Annotated in this window: 13 protein-coding genes; 4 read left to right on the forward strand and 9 right to left on the reverse strand. The window is 52.1% G+C overall.

The genetic code is table 11. From position 1 onward, the window contains the following. Positions 1-491 precede the first annotated feature (491 nt). On the forward strand, positions 492-1,493 hold the full coding sequence (locus tag BR86_RS16585; RefSeq protein WP_031472243.1) for an FKBP-type peptidyl-prolyl cis-trans isomerase: 1,002 nt from the start codon (positions 492-494) through the stop codon (positions 1,491-1,493). A gap of 190 nt (positions 1,494-1,683) precedes the next feature. Here BR86_RS16585 and BR86_RS0106340 read toward each other — a convergent pair whose 3' ends face one another. Together BR86_RS0106340 and BR86_RS15155 are read right to left on the reverse strand one after the other, a co-directional pair. Beyond that, the gene (locus BR86_RS0106340; protein ID WP_051684632.1) at positions 1,684-2,085 is read right to left on the reverse strand and encodes a response regulator; all 402 of its coding nucleotides are present in this window, start codon (positions 2,083-2,085) and stop codon (positions 1,684-1,686) included. Next, the gene (locus BR86_RS15155; RefSeq protein ID WP_051684633.1) at positions 2,085-5,357 is read right to left on the reverse strand and encodes a response regulator; all 3,273 of its coding nucleotides are present in this window, start codon (positions 5,355-5,357) and stop codon (positions 2,085-2,087) included. Before BR86_RS15155 ends, BR86_RS0106340 begins: the two co-directional genes overlap by 1 nt. Before the next feature lie 372 nt (positions 5,358-5,729). On the opposite strand from BR86_RS15155, the gene BR86_RS0106350 reads away from it, so the two are divergent. Continuing rightward, on the forward strand, positions 5,730-7,313 hold the full coding sequence (locus tag BR86_RS0106350; protein WP_031472249.1) for a glucose-6-phosphate isomerase: 1,584 nt from the start codon (positions 5,730-5,732) through the stop codon (positions 7,311-7,313). Here BR86_RS0106350 and BR86_RS0106355 read toward each other — a convergent pair whose 3' ends face one another. From BR86_RS0106355 to BR86_RS0106380, 6 genes are all read right to left on the reverse strand, one after another. Continuing rightward, positions 7,314-8,747 carry an aspartate ammonia-lyase gene (locus tag BR86_RS0106355; protein ID WP_031472251.1) on the reverse strand — a complete coding sequence of 478 codons (1,434 nt, stop codon included), beginning with the start codon at positions 8,745-8,747 and terminating at the stop codon, positions 7,314-7,316. Positions 8,748-8,830: 83 nt separating this feature from the next. Beyond that, positions 8,831-9,787: an ABC transporter ATP-binding protein gene (locus tag BR86_RS0106360; RefSeq protein WP_031472253.1), complete on the reverse strand. Its 957-nt coding sequence runs from the start codon at positions 9,785-9,787 to the stop codon at positions 8,831-8,833. Beyond that, on the reverse strand, positions 9,784-10,788 hold the full coding sequence (locus tag BR86_RS0106365; protein WP_031472255.1) for an ABC transporter ATP-binding protein: 1,005 nt from the start codon (positions 10,786-10,788) through the stop codon (positions 9,784-9,786). Before BR86_RS0106365 ends, BR86_RS0106360 begins: the two co-directional genes overlap by 4 nt. 4 nt (positions 10,789-10,792) lie before the next feature. After that, on the reverse strand, positions 10,793-11,788 hold the full coding sequence (locus BR86_RS0106370; RefSeq protein WP_242841576.1) for an ABC transporter permease: 996 nt from the start codon (positions 11,786-11,788) through the stop codon (positions 10,793-10,795). Positions 11,789-11,872: 84 nt separating this feature from the next. Continuing rightward, positions 11,873-12,808, reverse strand: a complete 936-nt coding sequence (locus BR86_RS0106375; protein ID WP_031472259.1) for an ABC transporter permease — start codon at positions 12,806-12,808, stop codon at positions 11,873-11,875. 195 nt (positions 12,809-13,003) lie between these two features. Continuing rightward, positions 13,004-14,830, reverse strand: a complete 1,827-nt coding sequence (locus BR86_RS0106380; RefSeq protein ID WP_031472261.1) for a peptide ABC transporter substrate-binding protein — start codon at positions 14,828-14,830, stop codon at positions 13,004-13,006. A gap of 438 nt (positions 14,831-15,268) precedes the next feature. Here BR86_RS0106380 and BR86_RS0106385 point away from each other — a divergent pair, with 438 nt between their 5' ends. Next, positions 15,269-15,886 (forward strand): hypothetical protein, encoded by a 618-nt coding sequence (locus BR86_RS0106385; protein ID WP_031472263.1) that lies wholly within the window; start codon positions 15,269-15,271, stop codon positions 15,884-15,886. Between the two features lie 198 nt (positions 15,887-16,084). On the opposite strand, the gene BR86_RS0106390 is transcribed toward BR86_RS0106385, so the two are convergent. Beyond that, positions 16,085-16,957: a DUF4392 domain-containing protein gene (locus tag BR86_RS0106390; RefSeq protein ID WP_051684634.1), complete on the reverse strand. Its 873-nt coding sequence runs from the start codon at positions 16,955-16,957 to the stop codon at positions 16,085-16,087. 403 nt (positions 16,958-17,360) lie between these two features. On the opposite strand from BR86_RS0106390, the gene BR86_RS0106395 reads away from it, so the two are divergent. Then, a complete protein-coding gene (locus tag BR86_RS0106395; RefSeq protein WP_031472267.1) occupies positions 17,361-18,230 on the forward strand; it encodes an AraC family transcriptional regulator in 870 nt (289 codons plus the stop codon). The last annotated feature ends 97 nt before the right edge of the window (positions 18,231-18,327 follow it).

Raw genomic sequence — 18,327 nt, forward strand, 5'->3', positions numbered from 1 at the left:
TGGATTACTATTCCAACTTTGACGGATTCTGGCTTTTTTTGATTTATTTTGATGTTCTCTCGAACACAGTGCACATTATAGTCTTCATTTTCACGATGTAAACCCCTTATTTTTAACTTTGGCATTCTGCTCAATGATCCGGTCCCGGGAAGTGGATTTGGGTATCAATTTATCAAATTGTATATAAAACATGAAATATATCATATAATCCGTCCATTATAGTCTCAATTTTTCATGCCGCAGCGGATTATTTCCGTATTCCAAAGTTTCATGAAGAATCCGTCCTTCGCCGAACAGTGTTCCCGTACTCTCGCTCCGGATTTCCGTAAATTTCTCTGAAAACCCGGTCAAATGTCCGCTCTTCTTCTCATAGCGTTTTCCGGCCTCCGATGATATAATGAAAAAGCTTTGTCGGCAAAAATGCCGGCCCGGCATGAAACACAAATAAAAACAGACACCATACAGAACAGATATATCAGTTGGAGGATTCTATGAAAATCGCAGTCAACTACGAAAACGGTCAGGTATTCCAGCATTTCGGGAAAACCAGAGAATTCAAGATTTATGACGTGGAGAACGGTCAGGTTGTATCGGAATCCATTTTAGAGTGCGGAAGCACCGGCCACGAAGCACTCGCCGGACTTCTCGCAGAGCATGACGTCGATACCGTTCTCTGCGGCGGACTCGGCGGAGGCATGAGTGCAGCCCTCGAATCGGCCGGCATCAAGGTGATTTCCGGTGTCACCGGTGCTGCCGATACCGCTGTAGCCGCATTCCTGGAAGGCGATCTGAAATCCGCAGGCATCAACTGCGATCATCACGATCATGAACACGGACACGAGGAGGGCCACCACTGCGGCCACCACGACCACGACGGCGAAGATCACCACTGCGGTCATCACGATCACGGCGGCGAAGATGGCGGCTGCTGCGGTCATCACGATTCCGAAGGCGAAGATGGCGGCTGCTGCGGTCACGGTGAGGTGGAAGAAGGCTGCGGTCATGGCTGCGGCGGATGCGGCGGTGGCTGCCACGGCCCGCGCCCGGTGATTCTGGAAGGCAAAAATGCCGGAAAGACTGTCCGTGCACACTACACCGGCACCTTCAATGACGGAACGAAGTTCGATTCTTCCTATGACCGCGGCGAGCCCATCGAGTTTGTCAGCGGCACCGGCATGATGATCGCCGGCTTCGATAAGGCCGTAGTCGACATGGAGGTCGGCGAGACCAGAACGATCCACCTGATGCCGGAGGAGGCATACGGCGAGAGAAATGAGGAAGCGATCATTCACGTAAAGATCGAGGAACTCCCGGGATCCGAGACCCTGAACGTGGGCGACCACATTCACCTGAGAAACATCTACGGTCAGGCATTCCCGGTTGTCGTCACCGAGAAGACCGAAACCGACATCACCTTTGACGCCAACCACGAGATGGCCGGAAAAGAGCTGAATTTCGAGATCACTCTGGTTTCCGTGGACGAAGCGGAGTAACGCGTCAGGCGAGAACAGAACGGCTCCGGCGAGACAGTACCTCCCGCAGACCAAAAAAAAGAACAGAACAAAACGACAATACAACAAAACCTTCGGGGCCGCCTCTGACAGGAGGAGAACCCCGAAGTTTTTCTGTTTTATGGATTATGTTTGTTCTTTCATTCAATCATCTGTCTGTATGGGACCGTTGTCACAGCTGATCCATCTCTTCCTGCCGGTCCTTCATCTTAAAATAATCCTCAATGACCTGTGCGATCTTCAGAATCGACATGGATTTCAGAATATATCCTTCCGGCTTCTCTCCCAGAACCTTGTGCACACTCTCCGAATCGTTCTTGCCGGTCAGAAACATCACCGGGATGGCTGCGGTTCTCGGGTTGGACCGGAGTTTCGCAAGGACATCGGCGCCGTCCATTCCGGGCATCATATAATCCAGAAGGACCAGATCCGGTCGGGCTACCTTGATGATATTCAAAGCCTGGGCTCCATTGGTTGTCGGAATAACCGAATAATCCTGGGCAAGGCTTCCTCTCATCATTTTCAGGTAGGCCAGATCGTCATCTACAATCACTATCTTCTTTTTTTGTTCCATCAGTCACCTGCCCTTTCCAGACTGTTGTACACTTCTTCCATTGCACGGATAAGACGGCCCATCTGTTCCCAGTCAAATTCATCCAGCGCATCCATAAACCGCTTCGACAGTTCCTTGAGTTCCGGATTTCTCACGATCTCCGCAAGCAGTTCTCCGTTTTTCAGTGCGGTGTCATAATCATAGATCTCAATGGCGGTCTTCAGTGCAGCGGTAATTTCACGAAGCTCCGCTTCGGCCTCTGCCTGAGCGGCACCTTCCTCCTCCGGCGTATTGCCCGGATCCGCCTGTTCCTCCCTGATCAGCGGATCCGGAACATTCTCCGGCTGGATGAATCCCATCTCGACCTTTGCATCGTAGGAATCTTTCTGCAGTGCATCGATCATTTCGAGAACAGCCGGCGCCTGCTCCCACATGCTTTTCAGATCTCCGGTGTCATGGTAGGCCTCCAGAAGAGCCGCCAGACGGCTCAGGTGATCCGCCCCCGCCAGACTGGCAGTGCTCTTTAACTTATGCATCTGCATTGAAAAATCATCCGCTTCCCGGTGATAGATCATGAGTTCAAATTTCTCTCTGAGTCTTTCCAGTTCCTTCAGCAGAATTTCCAGAGAAGTGAAAAATCCTTCCGGCGAACCGCAGAACCGGATTCCGCTCATAACATCGATCTCATCCACACGGAACGTCCATGTCGGAACCGGCGGAAACATTTTCTGATTCTCACTGTCAATGAGTTCTCTGGTCCGCTCATTCAGGGAATCAGTGATGTCCCTTTGAACCACTTCCACTTTTTCTTTCGGAAGCCACTGCAGAACCACTTCCTCCAGACGGTCCGGCTTCACCGGCTTCGGCACGTAGTCGTTAAACCCGGCCTCCAGATACTGTTCCCTCGCTCCTTCGATGGCATTGGCCGTCAGGCAGATCACCGGCACGGAACGGCAGTATTCCGGTTCCATCTTCCGGATATGCTGAAGTGTCTCGATTCCGTCCATATCCGGCATCCGGTAATCCAGCAGCACCAGATCATAGGTCTTCCGCTTCATCCAGAGAAGACACTCTTCGCCGCCCGACGCCGTGTCGATGTGAAGTCCCGTCTTTTTCAGAAGATCGCTAATGACCATCAGATTCATCATCGCATCATCCACCACAAGGATCGACGCATCCGTCGCATGGAAGCTTTCCTGATAATGTCTCTCTTTCCGTTTCTTATTCACATTCATCGCATACGATCCGATGGGTTTTCCGTATCCCCTGACCGGAAGATCGAAATAAAAGATCGAACCGACGCCGTAAACGCTCTTGACTTCCAGCCTGCTGTTCATCTTTTCAAGAATACGCTTCACAATGCTGAGTCCAAGTCCCGTTCCCTGAATCCTCCGGTTCTTTTTGAGGTCCAGGCGTTCAAAGGACTCAAAGAGTTTCGCCTGATCTTCCCGTTTTACTCCCATGCCGGAATCGATCACGGCAAAATGAAGCGTCAGATCCGTCGGATTCTCAATCGCTTCGTTCAATGCGAGTTCCTTGCCATTTCCTCCCTTCATGGCACAGCGAAGGAGAACCGTTCCGACCGAGGTATATTTCTGCGAGTTGGTCAGAAGGTTGATCAGAACCTGTTTGGTTCGCATCACGTCACCGATCAGGTTCTGTGGGATTCTGGGATCGATCTGGCTGTAAAACTTCAGTCCCTTTGACTCAATCCGGTGCCGGATCAGACCGTCCAGATCGTCCATCAGCGTGCGGAAATCATACTCTTCCTCGATGATCTCCATCTTTCCGGCCTCGATCTTCGAGAAATCCAGAACGTCATTGACCAGGGAAAGAAGCGTATTGCCCGCCTCCTGAATATTATTCGCATACTCCCGGACCTTCGGAGGCAGATTCTCCTCGCGAAGGATCAGTTCATCCATTCCAAGGATCGCATTGATCGGCGTGCGGATCTCATGAGACATATTGGACAAAAATGCCGTCTTCGCCTCGCTCGCCGCCTGCGCGTGACGCGCCATCTCATTCAGTTCGGAAGTGGTGGTGGTCAGATAGTTCGTGAGACGATCCGCCAGGGTCAGTCCGGCCTCCGCCTCTTTAAAAGAAAGCATCTGGAACATTGCCTCGGAATCGTGGTCTTTCCGGTCGCCTTCCCGCATCGCCACTGCCACCACCGCACCGCTGAACACGCCGCACACGCCGTGCCAGGCGTAGATCTCCCCCGAACTGGTGCCCGACATCAGCCGGATGTTCGCCCGGAGATAACATTTGATCTCCTCCGATTCCCGGACGCCGAGAAGTCCCGCGCGGCTCGCGCAGCGGTAAAGAAGCAGCGCTTCCGGACAGAATTCATCGACGGCTTTGCTTCCGCGGTCAGCCTCATGAAGGAGCGCCGAACTGCTTCCGTAGCCGAGCCGGAGAATCTCCCCGTCGTAGATATCGCCGAAGAAATAAAGTTCTCCCTCCGGCCCGTTGTAGAACGGTACGCGGACAATCGTGGTGTCACCGCGCTCCAGCACCAGCGGAAATTCATTGATATTCAGCAGGAAATCCGGCGTATTTTTTACGCCGAGATACCGCTCGTAAAGCTCCACCGCCGGTTTTCCGTCCACACTCAGAAGACAAGTGTCACCGATCTGTCTCGGCCGGTCTTTGTCCACCGTCGCAACCATGCCGCGGCCAAGCTGTGTCCATCCGAGGCGGTAGTCCATCATGATATTCAGGTTTTCGCCGGAATACGTGACGGCAAGAATTCCATCCGAAATCAGTTTGTGATTGCTGATAATATAAGGCTGCTCGCCCTTCATCATGTCATCCAGAAAGACGTTTGCCTTGGTTCCGAAAAAAGCGACATCCTCAAAGCCATCGGAAATCTCGCGGATAAAACGGGAAATCTCCAGCGTATCCCCGTTCACAAAAAGCTGAACTCCCTTCAGATTCTTCGTCTGGGAAAGAATATTCCGCAGCTGGAAAATGCATTCGTCCAGAGTACTTTCATGAAGTTCATAGATGTGGCTTGCAAGATCCGCCGCATCGAAAAACAAAAAGCTGACTTTCGCCTCGAACTTGCTGTCAAAATTCAAAAGTCCGAACTGCGATGCCCCGGTGATGATCATCTTCGGATAGGCGCGGTTTAAAACACGCATGACCTGCGTGATCAGCTCGCGCGGTACCCGGTTGGTATAAATGATCGCGACGGAAGCATTGGCCTGAAGGTACTTTGCTTCCAGATCGACATTGTTCAGCAGCTCGTAGGTATCTCTCTCGTCGTGTACAACGTAGGTTCTCTGTTCCATGTGGTCTCCTTATTCTGCCACGGTCATCCCGGCTTTCCGGTGAATTTCTCTTCCGGTCCGGGCGGAAACGGCACAATTCTCCTGTAACGTCGCTCTCCTGCGGTTCACTCGCTGTTCTCATTCTGCTCTCGAACTGTTTTCGTGCCGTTTTATATTGTTTCGTATCCGTTAATTTGCTGTTCGTTTTCCAAAACACACGTTATCGTTTTTATATCGACGGGAGAAAGGCACATTATAAAGCTTCCATATGAGAAAATCCATCGCTTTGTTAATCTTTTTACAAATTTCTGAATGGGCCCTCTATCACACGGAAAAAATGGTATAATATCACCATAATTACGGACACAAATTACGATCAGGGAGGAAGCGAACATGGCAGTAGAATGGAAAAATCTGGATACCCTCGCATCTTACGAGGCACTTCAGAAGGAATCGACGGTCGATCTCGCATCGGCCATGACCGGCGAATCCGGCGAAAAGCGCGCAAAGACATATCAGATTCCGATGGCGGAGGGACTCTCCTATAACTATGCGGCAAAGTGCGTTGATGACCGTATTCTTGCCGCTCTGGCAAAGCTGGCGGAGGAAGCGCAGCTCTCCGAGAAATTTGCCGCTCTCTATAACGGCGAAGTGATCAATACCGGCGAAAAGCGTCTGGTACTCCACCACCTCTGCCGCGGTCAGCTGGGCGAAGCCGTTCAGGCGGACGGCACCGACAAGCGGGCATTCTATGTGGAGCAGCAGGAACGGATCGCCGCATTTGCAGACAGGGTTCATAACGGAGAAATCACCAACGAAAAGGGTGAGAAGTTTACGGAAGTCGTTCAGATCGGCATCGGCGGCTCTGACCTCGGCCCGAGAGCGATGTACCTTGCTCTGGAAAACTGGGCAAAAACCACCGGCAATATGAAGATGAGCGCAAAGTTCATCTCCAACGTGGACCCGGATGATGCCGCGGCTGTTCTGGGTTCCTGCGACATTGCGCACGCCATCTTCATCCTTGTGTCCAAGTCGGGAACCACTCTGGAGACGCTGACCAACGAATCTTTTGTAAAAGACGCACTGACAAAGGGCGGCTTCGATCCGGCAAAGCATATGATCGCGGTCACCAGTGAGACGTCTCCTCTGGCGAAAAATGCCGGCTATCTCGACGCGTTCTATATGGACGACTATATCGGCGGCCGCTACTCGTCCTCGTCCGCAGTCGGCGGCGCGGTTCTCTCCCTCGCCTTTGGCCCGAAGGTCTTCGCGGATTTCCTTTGCGGCGCTCACGAGGCGGATGTCACGGCCAAAGAGACCGATCCGTTAAAGAATCCGGCCATGCTGGATGCCCTGATCGGGGTCTACGAGCGGAATATTCTCGGTTACGGCGCAACGGCGATCCTTCCGTATTCCCAGGCGCTCTCCCGCTTCCCGGCACATCTCCAGCAGGCGGATATGGAGTCCAACGGAAAATCCGTCAACCGCTTCGGCGAACCGGTTTCCTATGTGACCGGTCCGGTCATCTTCGGTGAGCCGGGCACCAACGGCCAGCACTCCTTCTATCAGCTCCTGCATCAGGGAACAGACATTGTCCCGCTTCAGTTCGTCGGTTTCCGGAAGAGCCAGATCGGTTCGGATGTTGTGATTGAGAATTCGACCAGCCAGCAGAAGCTCTGTGCCAATGTCGCAGCGCAGATCGTGGCTTTTGCCTGCGGAAAGCAGGATGAAAACAGGAATAAAGAGTTCAAGGGCGGCAGACCGTCCAGCATTATCATCGGCGATCAGCTGACACCGGCATCCCTCGGTGCTCTGCTCGCGCATTTCGAAAATAAAATCATGTTCCAGGGCTTCCTTTGGAACGTGAATTCCTTTGATCAGGAGGGCGTTCAGCTCGGAAAGCTGCTTGCGAAGAAAGTCCTGGCACATGATACAGATGGGGCTTTGAAAGTTTACAGTGATCTGCTGAATATCTGATCAGTTTTTCAGAATATCCATCGGATCTTTTCCCCGGATACCGGGTTTTGTCATGGTATACGGGTCTAGAATATCTTTTAACTGATCTTCTGTCATCAGTTTTTTCTGAAGAATCAGGTCCCGCACGGAGGCATTGCTTCGCAATGCCTCTTTTGCTATGTTCGCCGCCGTCTCATAGCCGACGTAAGGACAGATCGCGGTGATAATGCCGATACTGTTCTCGACCATTTCACGGCAGTGTTCCTCGTTGGCCGTAATTCCGGTAATGCAGTTGTCGACCAGAGTCCGGACCGCATTGGTCAGTGTCTGAATCGACTCAAAGAGTTTGTAGAAAATCACCGGTTCAAAGGCGTTCAGTTCCAGCTGTCCGGCCTCGGTTGCCATCGCAATCGTCATATCGTTGCCGATAATGTTGAATGCGACCTGGTTCACCACTTCCGGAATGACCGGATTGATCTTGCCCGGCATGATGGAAGAACCGTTCTGCTTGGCCGGAAGGTTGATCTCACAGAACCCGGTCCTCGGTCCCGAGGACATGAGGCGCAGATCATTACACATCTTTGAGAGATTGACCGCACAGCTCTTCACGATACCGGAAACCATCGCGTAATTGTCCAGATTCTGGGTAGCGTCAATCGTGTCATAGCTCTGCACAAGCTCCTCACCGCTGATGGTGGACGTGTTCTTCACCACGCGGCGGAAATATGCCGTGTCGGCGTTCAGTCCCGTTCCGATGGCGGTTCCGCCAAGATTCAGGGACCGGACTTCTTCTTTCGCCGCCTCAAAGCGGCCGATATCCCTGCGGATTCCCCCCGCATAGGCGTGAAACTCCTGTCCGAGCCGGATCGGAACCGCATCCTGCAGCTGGGTGCGTCCCATCTTGATAACCGAATCGAATTCCGCAGCCTTTGCGAGAAGCGCATCTTCCAGACGGTTCAGCTGCTCCTGCGCATTTTCGAGAAGGGTCAGCGTCGTCATTTTTCCGCAGGACGGAAAGACATCGTTCGTCGACTGACCGCAGTTGACATCGTCGTTCGGATTGATGATCGAATAGTCTCCTTTTTTTCCGCCCATGAGCTCGATGGCACGGTTCGCAATGACTTCATTTGCATTCATGTTCAGCGAAGTCCCGGCGCCGCCCTGAATCGGATCGACAATAAACTGATCGTGAAGCCTGCCCTTGATGATCTCATCGCAGGCGCGGACGATGGCGTCTGCTTTGTCGCGGCTTAAGACACCGACCTCGCAGTTTGTGATGGCGGCGGCTTTTTTGATCTGCGCCACGCTCACGATCAGCTGGGAATGAATCTTCAGCCCGGTAATGTGGAAATTCTCATACGCACGGAGCGTCTGTACCCCGTAATAGGCATCTTCCGGAACCTCCTTCTCCCCGATGGAGTCGTGTTCCAGACGATACCCCTCTCTGACTTCCATTATAAAGATCCTCCTTGTGTGGATTTTCTTATTCTCATTGTCGAAATGTCTCAGATCTTCCGAATTGTCCGTTTAACCCGTAATCACTCCGCCAGATGGCAGGCCACGAAATGATCCGGTCTGAGTTCGCGCAGCTCCGGCGTTTTCTCCCGGCAGACATCACAGCACTTCGGGCATCTGGTGTGGAACGGACATCCCTTCGGCTTATTGATGGGGCTTGGGATATCTCCGGTGATGATCGTGCGCTCCTTTCTCTTTTCCTGATCCGGATTCGGAATCGGCACAGAAGCCAGAAGTCCCTGGGAATACGGATGAAGCGTTTCCCGGTAGAGCTCATCACTCGACGCCAGTTCCACGATGGAACCGAGATACATGACCGCGATGCGGTCCGAAATGTATTTGACAATGTTCAGATCGTGGGCGATGAAGAGATAGGTCAGTCCCATCTCCTTCTGCATATTGCGGAGAAGGTTGATGACCTGCGCCTGAATCGATACATCCAGTGCGGAGATCGGTTCATCGCAGACGATGAACTCCGGCTCGATCGCGAGGGCCCGGGCGATACCGATTCTCTGCCTCTGTCCTCCGGAAAACTCGTGCGGGAACCGGTTCGCATGCTCCCGGTTCAGTCCCACCGTGTCCAGCAGCTCGGCCACGCGCTCCCTTCGTCTCTGGGTGTCGTACATATTATGGATCTCCATACCCTCTGCGATAATCTGACCTACCGTCATGCGGGTGTCCAGCGATGCATAGGGATCCTGGAAAATGATCTGCGCCTTTTTGGTGAATTCAAACCGCTCCTCCGCGGTTTTCAGCTCCAGCGGTTTTCCGCCGTAGAAGAGCTCTCCCTTTGTCGCATTGTAGATTCCCATCAGCGTTCTTCCCAGCGTGGATTTTCCGCAGCCGGATTCTCCGACAAGGCCCAGCGTCTCTCCTTTATAGATGGTGAGATTGACATCCTCCACCGCATGAAGGAGTCTGCCTCCGCTCACATGGAAATATTTGCAGATATGCTCTGCTCTCATCAATTCCTGATTCATGCCTTATCCGCTCCTTCCTTCGGGCAATCCGGGTGCAGCAGCCAGCAGGACGCCTTGTGACCGTTCTCGATGGTGAATTCCGGCGGCTGCTTCTCCTTGCAGATCTTCATGCAGCTGCTGCATCTCGCCGCAAAGCCGCATCCTTTCGGCGGAACCAGAAGATACGGGGGCGTTCCCGGTATGGAGACAAGAACCTCGTCCTTCGTCGTGTCCGGAGACGGAAGACTCTTTAAGAGCGCTTTGGTATACGGGTGCTGCGGATTGTAGAAGATCTGCTTTGTATCGCCGGTCTCCATGATCATGCCGGCATACATTACCACAACGCGGTCGGCCGATCCGGCAACGACGCCCAGATCATGGGTGATCAGGATGATCGCTGTATTGATCTTCTCTCTCAGTTCATTCAGGAGCTCCATAATCTGTGCCTGAATCGTCACATCCAGCGCGGTCGTCGGCTCATCCGCGATCAGAAGCTTCGGATTGCAGGACAGTGCCATCGCGATCATGGCCCTCTGCCGCATGCCGCCCGAGAACTCATGCGGATACTGCTTTGCGCGCTCTTCCGGGTTTGGAATATTGACCTGTTTCAGGCACTCGATCGCGCGCTGAAACATTTTATCCTTTGACATCTTTTTGTGAAGGTTTTCCGTCTCCACTACCTGCTTTCCCACCTGCATCGTCGGATTCATACAGGTCATCGGATCCTGGAAAATCATCGCGACTTCACGCCCACGGATTTTCTGCATCTCCGCCTCCGTTGCCGCAACGATGTCTTTTCCGTCCAACAGAATGGACCCCTCTTTGATCCTCGCCGGCGGCATCGGATTCAGCTTCATAATGGTCTGCGCGGTAACGGATTTTCCGGATCCGGACTCTCCGACGATCGCCACTACCTCTCCCTCGTCAACGTGGAAACTGACACCGCGAACCGCCTGAACCTCTCCGGCATAGGTATCAAACGACACCTTCAGGTTTTTAACATCCAATAATCTCTTTCCCATGAACTTATCTCCTTAATTTCGGATCAAATGCGTCTCTCAGGCCGTCGCCAAACAGGTTGAAGGCGAGCATCGTCAGAGAGATACAGATCGCCGGAATCATCAGCTGGTACGGATATACACGGAAATTCTCGATACCGAGCTGAGCAAGCGATCCCCATGAACACATCGGAAGCTGAACGCCCAAACCGACATAACTCAGATATGCCTCGGAGAAGATCGCCGCCGGAATCGCCAGCGTCACACGAACGATCATGACCGAAAGGGTATTCGGAATCAGATGCTTGGCAATGATGCGGCCGGGGCTTGCTCCCAGTGCCTTTGCCGCCGTGATAAATTCCTGTTCTTTCAGGGCCACCACCTGCCCCCGGACAAGCCGTGCCATGGGAATCCACCCCACCAGCGAGTACGCCACAATGATCGTAATCATACCCGGTTTCAGGATCATCATGAGAAGAATAACAATAATCAGATACGGGATACCGTTGATGATCTCAAGAATTCTCATCATAATGATATCCGCCGTTCCTCCGAAATATCCGGAAATGCCTCCGTAGACCGCTCCGAGCACAAGGTCCACAATCGCGCTGACGACCGCGATGGTCAGCGAGACACGTCCGCCCATCCACGCTCTGGTGAACAGGTCTCTTCCGAGCGTATCCGTGCCGAACAGATGCACATGACCGAAGCCGCCTGCGCCGGCTTCATCGCAGACGGTAAACATCGGCGCATTGGTATGGGAATAATGCTGTTCCCGGAAGTCAAACGGCGAGATCATCGGTGCTACGACAGACATCAGTATCATGATGAGAAGAACCACCAGACAGGCCATCGCAATCCGGTTCTGCTTCAGTCTCCGGACCGCATCCTGGAAGGATGTAAGACTCGGTCTGTTGGTTTCCTCACCCTCCGTGGCGGACGCGCCGATGTGTTCAAACTCCGATGCATCGATATGAGAGACCGTCACATCCGATGCCTGATTGATATTTTTTTCCATTTCCATATCTTTGTCCTCCAGACCCGGACCGGCAGTTTTTTCTGTCTGTCCCGGGCCGCCATTTCACATTGAAAGATTTCCCTTCAAACGTTATCCCTCCAGTTTGACTCTCGGATCGATGAATCCATACAGGAGATCGACGATCAGGGTACAGAGAACCAGCAGTCCTCCGTAGAAAATGGTCGTTCCCGAAATCATCATATAATCCAGATCTTTAATGCTCATGACAAAATATTTGCCCAGTCCCGGAATATTAAAAATACTCTCAATGACGAATGTACCGGTCAGAACCGAAGCAACCGTCGGTCCCATGATTGTCAGAACCGGCATGATCGCATTCCGTACCGTATGCCGGAACAGAATCTGGCGCTGAGAAAGGCCTTTTGCTTTTGCGGTCTTGATATAGTCCTGACTCAGAACGTCCAGCATGCTGGTTCGCATGAGTCTTGACACCGTGGCAAGAGATCCGAGTCCGAGGGCAAACGACGGGAGAACGGTCTTCGCAAAGGATCCCCATCCCTGAACCGGAAAAAGAGCGACTCCGAATACCTTTCGGAACTGAAGTGCGAGAAAATACTGAAGAAGGGCGCCCATGATAAAACTCGGAACCGATACTCCGATCATGGCGATGAACATGGAGAACGAATCCCAGGCAGATCCGCGCCGGACTGCCGCAATCATGCCGAGGAGAACGCCGGCGATAAGCGCAAATAACAGCGCTCTGGTTCCCAGATCCGCCGAAACAGCAAATGCCTCCGAGATCAGATCTTTCACCGGCTTATTGTAGGTAATGGAAGTTCCGAGATCTCCCCGTACAACATTTCCGACGTACATAAAATATTGGATAAACACCGGCTGATCCAGCCCGTATTTTGCTTTCATATTCTCAAGAACAGTCCCCGTGACCGCCTTATCTCCCAGGAACGGATCTCCCGGAAGCATTCTCATCATGAAAAATGTCAGTGTAATAAGTACAAAGAGCGTCAGGACGGCATATCCTACACGCTTCAGGATGTATCTTGTCATTTCTTTTCCCCCTGAAACTCCATGAGAAAAACTCCTTTCCATTTTCCTCATTCTGCGAGTCAGACGGAACGGCGTGCCGGAACAGTCCGGCTGCCGTCTTTCTGACTGTTGAAATGAACAGCGGGGCTGCCACATCGGAAAATGTGCCAGCCCCGGCATCGTACGATTTCCTTACAGGCTAATGCTTGTCCGCAATCAGTCTGCGAATTCCGTATAGGCGAAATAATATGCCTGGAACGGCTTACGGATGTAACCGCTCTTCAGCTTCTCACTGGCAACATAATCCTCATGTCTCCAGTAAACCGGGATGACCGGAAGGTCTTCCGCGATCTTCTTCTCACACTCGACAAAGATCTTCTCGCGTGCAACCGGATCCTTCTCATTCTTGGAATCTGCAATCATCTTGTCATAGTCCGCATTGCTGTATCCGGTGTGGTTGTTGCTGTTTCCGGATTCAAGAAGTTCCAGATCGGTCAGCGGATCGTTGTAGTCCGGGCCCCATCCGCCCATGCAGAAGTCAAAGTTGACCGCATTGCGGCGTGCTCTCCACTCGGTAATGGTCAGAACTTCAATTCCGATCTCAATGCCAAGATTCTGACGAAGCTGCTCCTGAATTACCTGAGACAGAAGCTCATTCTGGGTTCCCTCGGAAGTCATGATCTTCAGCTTGATCTCGGAAGCGTCTTTGTATCCCAGTTCCTCAACTGCTTTCGCAAGATACTCTTTTGCCTTTGCCGGATCTGCGGTCTCGCTGTAAAGGCCCTTTCCGCCGTTTTCTGCGACAACCGCCTCGGAAAATGTATTGGTATTGACACCGGAAACGCCGAGGGTCATCGTCTTCGGAACCTCATTGTCATTCTTGAATACGGTATCAATCAGCTGCTGACGATCCAGTGCCGCGGAGATCGCCTTGCGCAGGCTCGGAGAACGCATATCGGAGTTCTCACGGGTGTTGGTCCACATAAAGTAGCTGTATCCGCCGATGTAGCTGCTGACGGTGAAATCTTCATTCTTGAATGCTTCGCGCTGTTCGCCGGTGATATCCATGACATCCAGCTCGCCGCCGAGGAATGCGTTATATCTTGTATTGGTATCGGAATACTTTACAAAATTAATCTCCTCAGTCTCAACATTCGCCGCATCTCTCCAGAGTTCGTTTTTCTTGACGGTTACGCGGTTCTCGGTCACCCACTCGCTCATGTAGAACGGTCCGTTATAGAGGAGCTTGTCCGGGCTTGTACCGTACTCGCCTTTTCCGAGTTTCTCATAGAACGGCTGATAGATCGGAACCATTACCTCAAACTTTACATACTGAAGGAAGTATGGAAGGTAATTCTCCAGCTCAAGTTCGAGAGTATAATCATCCTTTGCGCGGATACCGACCTGGTCAAGGGTAACCTCTTCCTTGCTCGCGCCGGATTTGAAATCATAATATTTCTGTGCATTCTTGAAAATGGTGGCAAACGAAGCATACTCGGATGCATTGTCCGGATTCATCAGTTCGGAGAAGCCGAATACAAAGTCCTTCGCGGTAACCGGTGCAACTTCCTTGCCGGTGGAATCCACCCACTTCGCGTCCTTGCGAAGATGGAAAGTCCACTTCATGCCGTCTTCCGATGACTCCCAGGATTCCGCTGCTGCCGGAACCACATTGTTGTTCGCATCCATTTTTACCAGTCCGTCCCAGCAGTGACGGGCAACGGAAAACTCGTTGTTGTATGTCATCAGCAGCGGGTTCATAACGGACATGGTGGTCACTTCTGCCGTAATGGAATTCTTCTTGGAGGTTCCCTGATAAATCCCTTTACCGGCATTCGGATTCACATTCAGCTGTCTTGCAAGGGCAGCCTGATCCTCGGATGCTGCCGTGGTCGGATTCTCCGCTCCCGCAGCTCCCGAAGCATCTGTTGCATTCGCCGCAGTACTGCCGCTGGCCGGTGCGGATCCGCCTGATCCGCCGCAAGCTGCCAGAGACAGTGCGGTCACCATCGCAAGTGCCAAAGATAATCCTCTTTTCTTCATAGATTCTCCTTCCCTTTCCTCTGGGGCAGCATTCAAAAGACAGACGATTGCAAAGCATTTTTGTGGTATAGGGAATTTTGAAAAAATATCCTGTACCACAACGAGTCGAAACACGCTTCGCGAGTTTCGAGCTTTTCGCGACAGTCGCCAGGACCGCACTAAGGCGCGGCCCGGGCTCGTTGTTTGCGTAAAAAAAGTTACGATATCAGGAAAATCAACCGGATATCGTAACCATTGATTCATTTGGAGCTGTTGCAATGATTGCGTGAAAGGTCCGCTTGTTGAATACTGCCTCAAATGTTAAAATCTGGTATATGTCACATTGCACGATTCATGTGATATTTACCATTTATTTTTATTCATTTTAACATATCAATCCATTCAATAGCAACTTATTTATCAAAAAATAACATAATCTTCATAAATCGAGGGAATACAATGAAAATTGTACGCAACTATGAAAATATCGTCCGCGAGAATTATGCAAAACTGTACAAATACGCATTCATCGAAAGTTGTCACGATATTTCCGCAAAAGACATTACATTTCAGTCCCTTCTGTACAGCGTCGATCCGGAACGCAGCGACCGGTCTGTCTGGCAGAATGCGCACTCCGTTCTGAATGATTTCTTTTTGCGGAGTCTCCGCCGGCGCAGGAGCCGGGATGAGATCGCCGCCGGCGTAACCTTTCCGATCAGCGACGGGCTCTGGGATTTTCTGGAAAAACCAATCCAGGAAAAAGAAGCGATCTTTCTCATGGCAGAAGCCGGACTTACCAAAAAAGAAGCCGCAGACATCATGGCTGTCCATGTGTCCCGGCTCCCGAATCTCTCGCAGGAAGAACGTTCCCGCATCTCTTCTCTTTTGTCTGTGATCGTCCCGGACGGTGCATCCGAAGAAGAGGCCGCCGATCGGGTCCTGCTTCGATTTACCGAGCGTAGCGTCAGCTTTGAGAACCGGCTTCGCGATCTCCGTCTGTTCTTTGACCGTCACATTCTCTGGCTTGCCGCCGCGATTGCGCTGTTCTGTGCCGCCGCGGCCTACTGCACCGCATAACAGTCTGCAGAAAACAATCACCAAAAATTGATGTCATTTCATTTCCGGACAAAAGAACGCCTCCCGAAAGCAGCTGCCTTCGGAAGGCGTTCTTTTCTGTATGACCCGCTGTATGTTTCTGTTTAACACGATGTATGTTTCTGTATGGCACACTGTATGTTTCTGTATGTCGCTCTGTATGACATGCGGCAAATACATTTACCGCTGAAAACTCTGATCCGGACGCGGATTTCTCTTCAGCTTCGAGGCAAGAAGGCTCAGGATCTCCAGTTCAACGGACCGCTCAAAACCGTCCACCTTGACAATGCGTTCTCCGGACAGACCGTCCACACTTCCGAGATCCACCGTCCTCTGGAGAAAATCCTCCACAAACTGTGTGACATGCGATCCGTCGATCCGGCTGAACACTGTTTTCCCTGTCAGTGCCTCAAGTTCGGAGGCAATCCCGTAGGCTCCCCAGTTGGAAACCGTCGCGATCACAAGGCGGTCCGTCCGGATACGGCACGGAGTCAGTTCCAGCTTTTCCAGTATCACATCCTTCAGATTCCCCATGCCGATCTCGTTGCCGCCGTCTCCGACGCCGATCGTCGGCACCTCACACAGCTCAAACATCCGGTCACAGGGCGCGGTGTGCTCCCGGATGCTGATTCCACGCATATTGGCATAATCTTCCTTCACATTCTTTCCGCAGCGTTCGATCGAAATCATGCCGACCGGATTCAGATTCCGGAGAAGTGTCCTGCAGGAATCATCGTCTGCCTGCATGGAAAGATAGACGGTCTCGATTCTCTCCGGCTCGAAATATCCCTTGCAGTTCTCATCCGTCACAATCACCGGGCGGTATCCCAACCCCTGAAGGACTTTTGCGACCACCGCCGTTCCGGAGGGGCCGTCCGTCTCCGCGGCGCCGTTGACATAAAATCCCGTTGTGAGAACAACGCATCCCTTTGGCCATGTCAGAATCTCTTCCGCCGCCTGCCGGCAATAGTGCTCTGCCAGATACTGCCGGAGGACCGGCATTCCTCTGGCGGAATACTTCAGAATAATGTCTTCTGTGCTGTCCGTTTTCATAAACCGCTCCCTTCATTCTGTCACGCTGTTTCGCTGTCACGCTTTTGGTCTTTCACACTGCCGCCCGTCATGTTGTCCAAAAATTTTCATATTTCAGCATTATATTTGCAGTATATCACGATACATTCGGAAATCCTCCGAAATCATTGTTTTTCGACTATTTACATCCCATGAAGCTTGTTATATTCTTTTGTATATACTATGACATAATCGCCAAAGATGTTTTCTCCTGTCGTTTTTCATTTTCTTCACAACGCGCACCCCGAAGGATGCTGCGCAGAAAAACATCTTTTATTTTCAGAAAGGAGAGTGCCTTCGGTCTGTCCCGGATTTACGAAGGCACGCATAAATTTATATGGCTTTATCACCAAAAACCGTTATTTCAGGAAAGCCCACGGTTTGTATGGCCAATACTTCGCCGGCTTTTCCCGCGCTCTTTTACGACACCGGCCTGTCCGCAGCGTCAGAGGGATGGCATTGGAAACCGGAATTCACCTTGTCAATTCTCACGCAGGGCACGATGAAGCTTTCCCTCGGAGGGGAAGAATACGATCTCCGTACCGGCGACGGTTATTTTGTCAACAGCGGATTTCTCAGCCATTGTGCCTCCTCCGGAGATGTCTGCCGGCAGCGCACGATTCTCTTCCCGGGAGATCTCATCGGCAGAATGGATCCGGAAAGCGGTTCCTGTGACATTTTCTTCCGGAAATATGTTCTTCCGTTCTCCCGAAGAGATGCGGTACCGGGGGTGGTGCTCCGCAGATTCGAGCCGGAAGATAACCCCCTTCTGAATCGGATCGAACAGGCCTGGAACAGCGGCAGCGCCAACGCACCGGACTATGAACTGACCGTTCGGGACTGCATCTCACGCATTCTTTCCGAAATCCTGCACCGTCCCGCAGTTTCCGGCGAAGCGGCGGAGAAATACCGCCGTCAGGAGGACCGCACGAAACGGATTCTCGCTTATCTGGAAGAAAATTTCATCGAAGATCTCTCCATCGGCGAGCTGGCAGTCTGCGCCGGAATCAGCGTCAGCGAGTGCCTCCGTTGTTTCCGGAGTGTCCTTCACACCACACCGATCCAGTACCTGAAGCAGTATCGTCTGGAAAAGTCGGCCGAAATGCTGGCATCTCCGGAACACACCTCCGAAAATATCGCCGATATCGCAAGGGCAGTCGGTTTCGCCGACATGAGCTATTTTACGAGGGCCTTCCGGACCCGTTACCGGATAACGCCGTCCGAGTGGAGAAAGACCCATCTGCAAACTCCGTAAAACGGATTGGAAGGATCCGCCGTGACCGCTCCCCGGCCCCATTTCCGCATAATTCCCGCCGCGGAGGCCGAAACACCCCCTGCAAGTTTCGCGCGTT

It is taken from the genome of [Clostridium] aminophilum DSM 10710, from assembly GCF_000711825.1.
GTDB classification, from domain to species: domain Bacteria; phylum Bacillota; class Clostridia; order Lachnospirales; family Lachnospiraceae; genus Clostridium_R; species Clostridium_R aminophilum.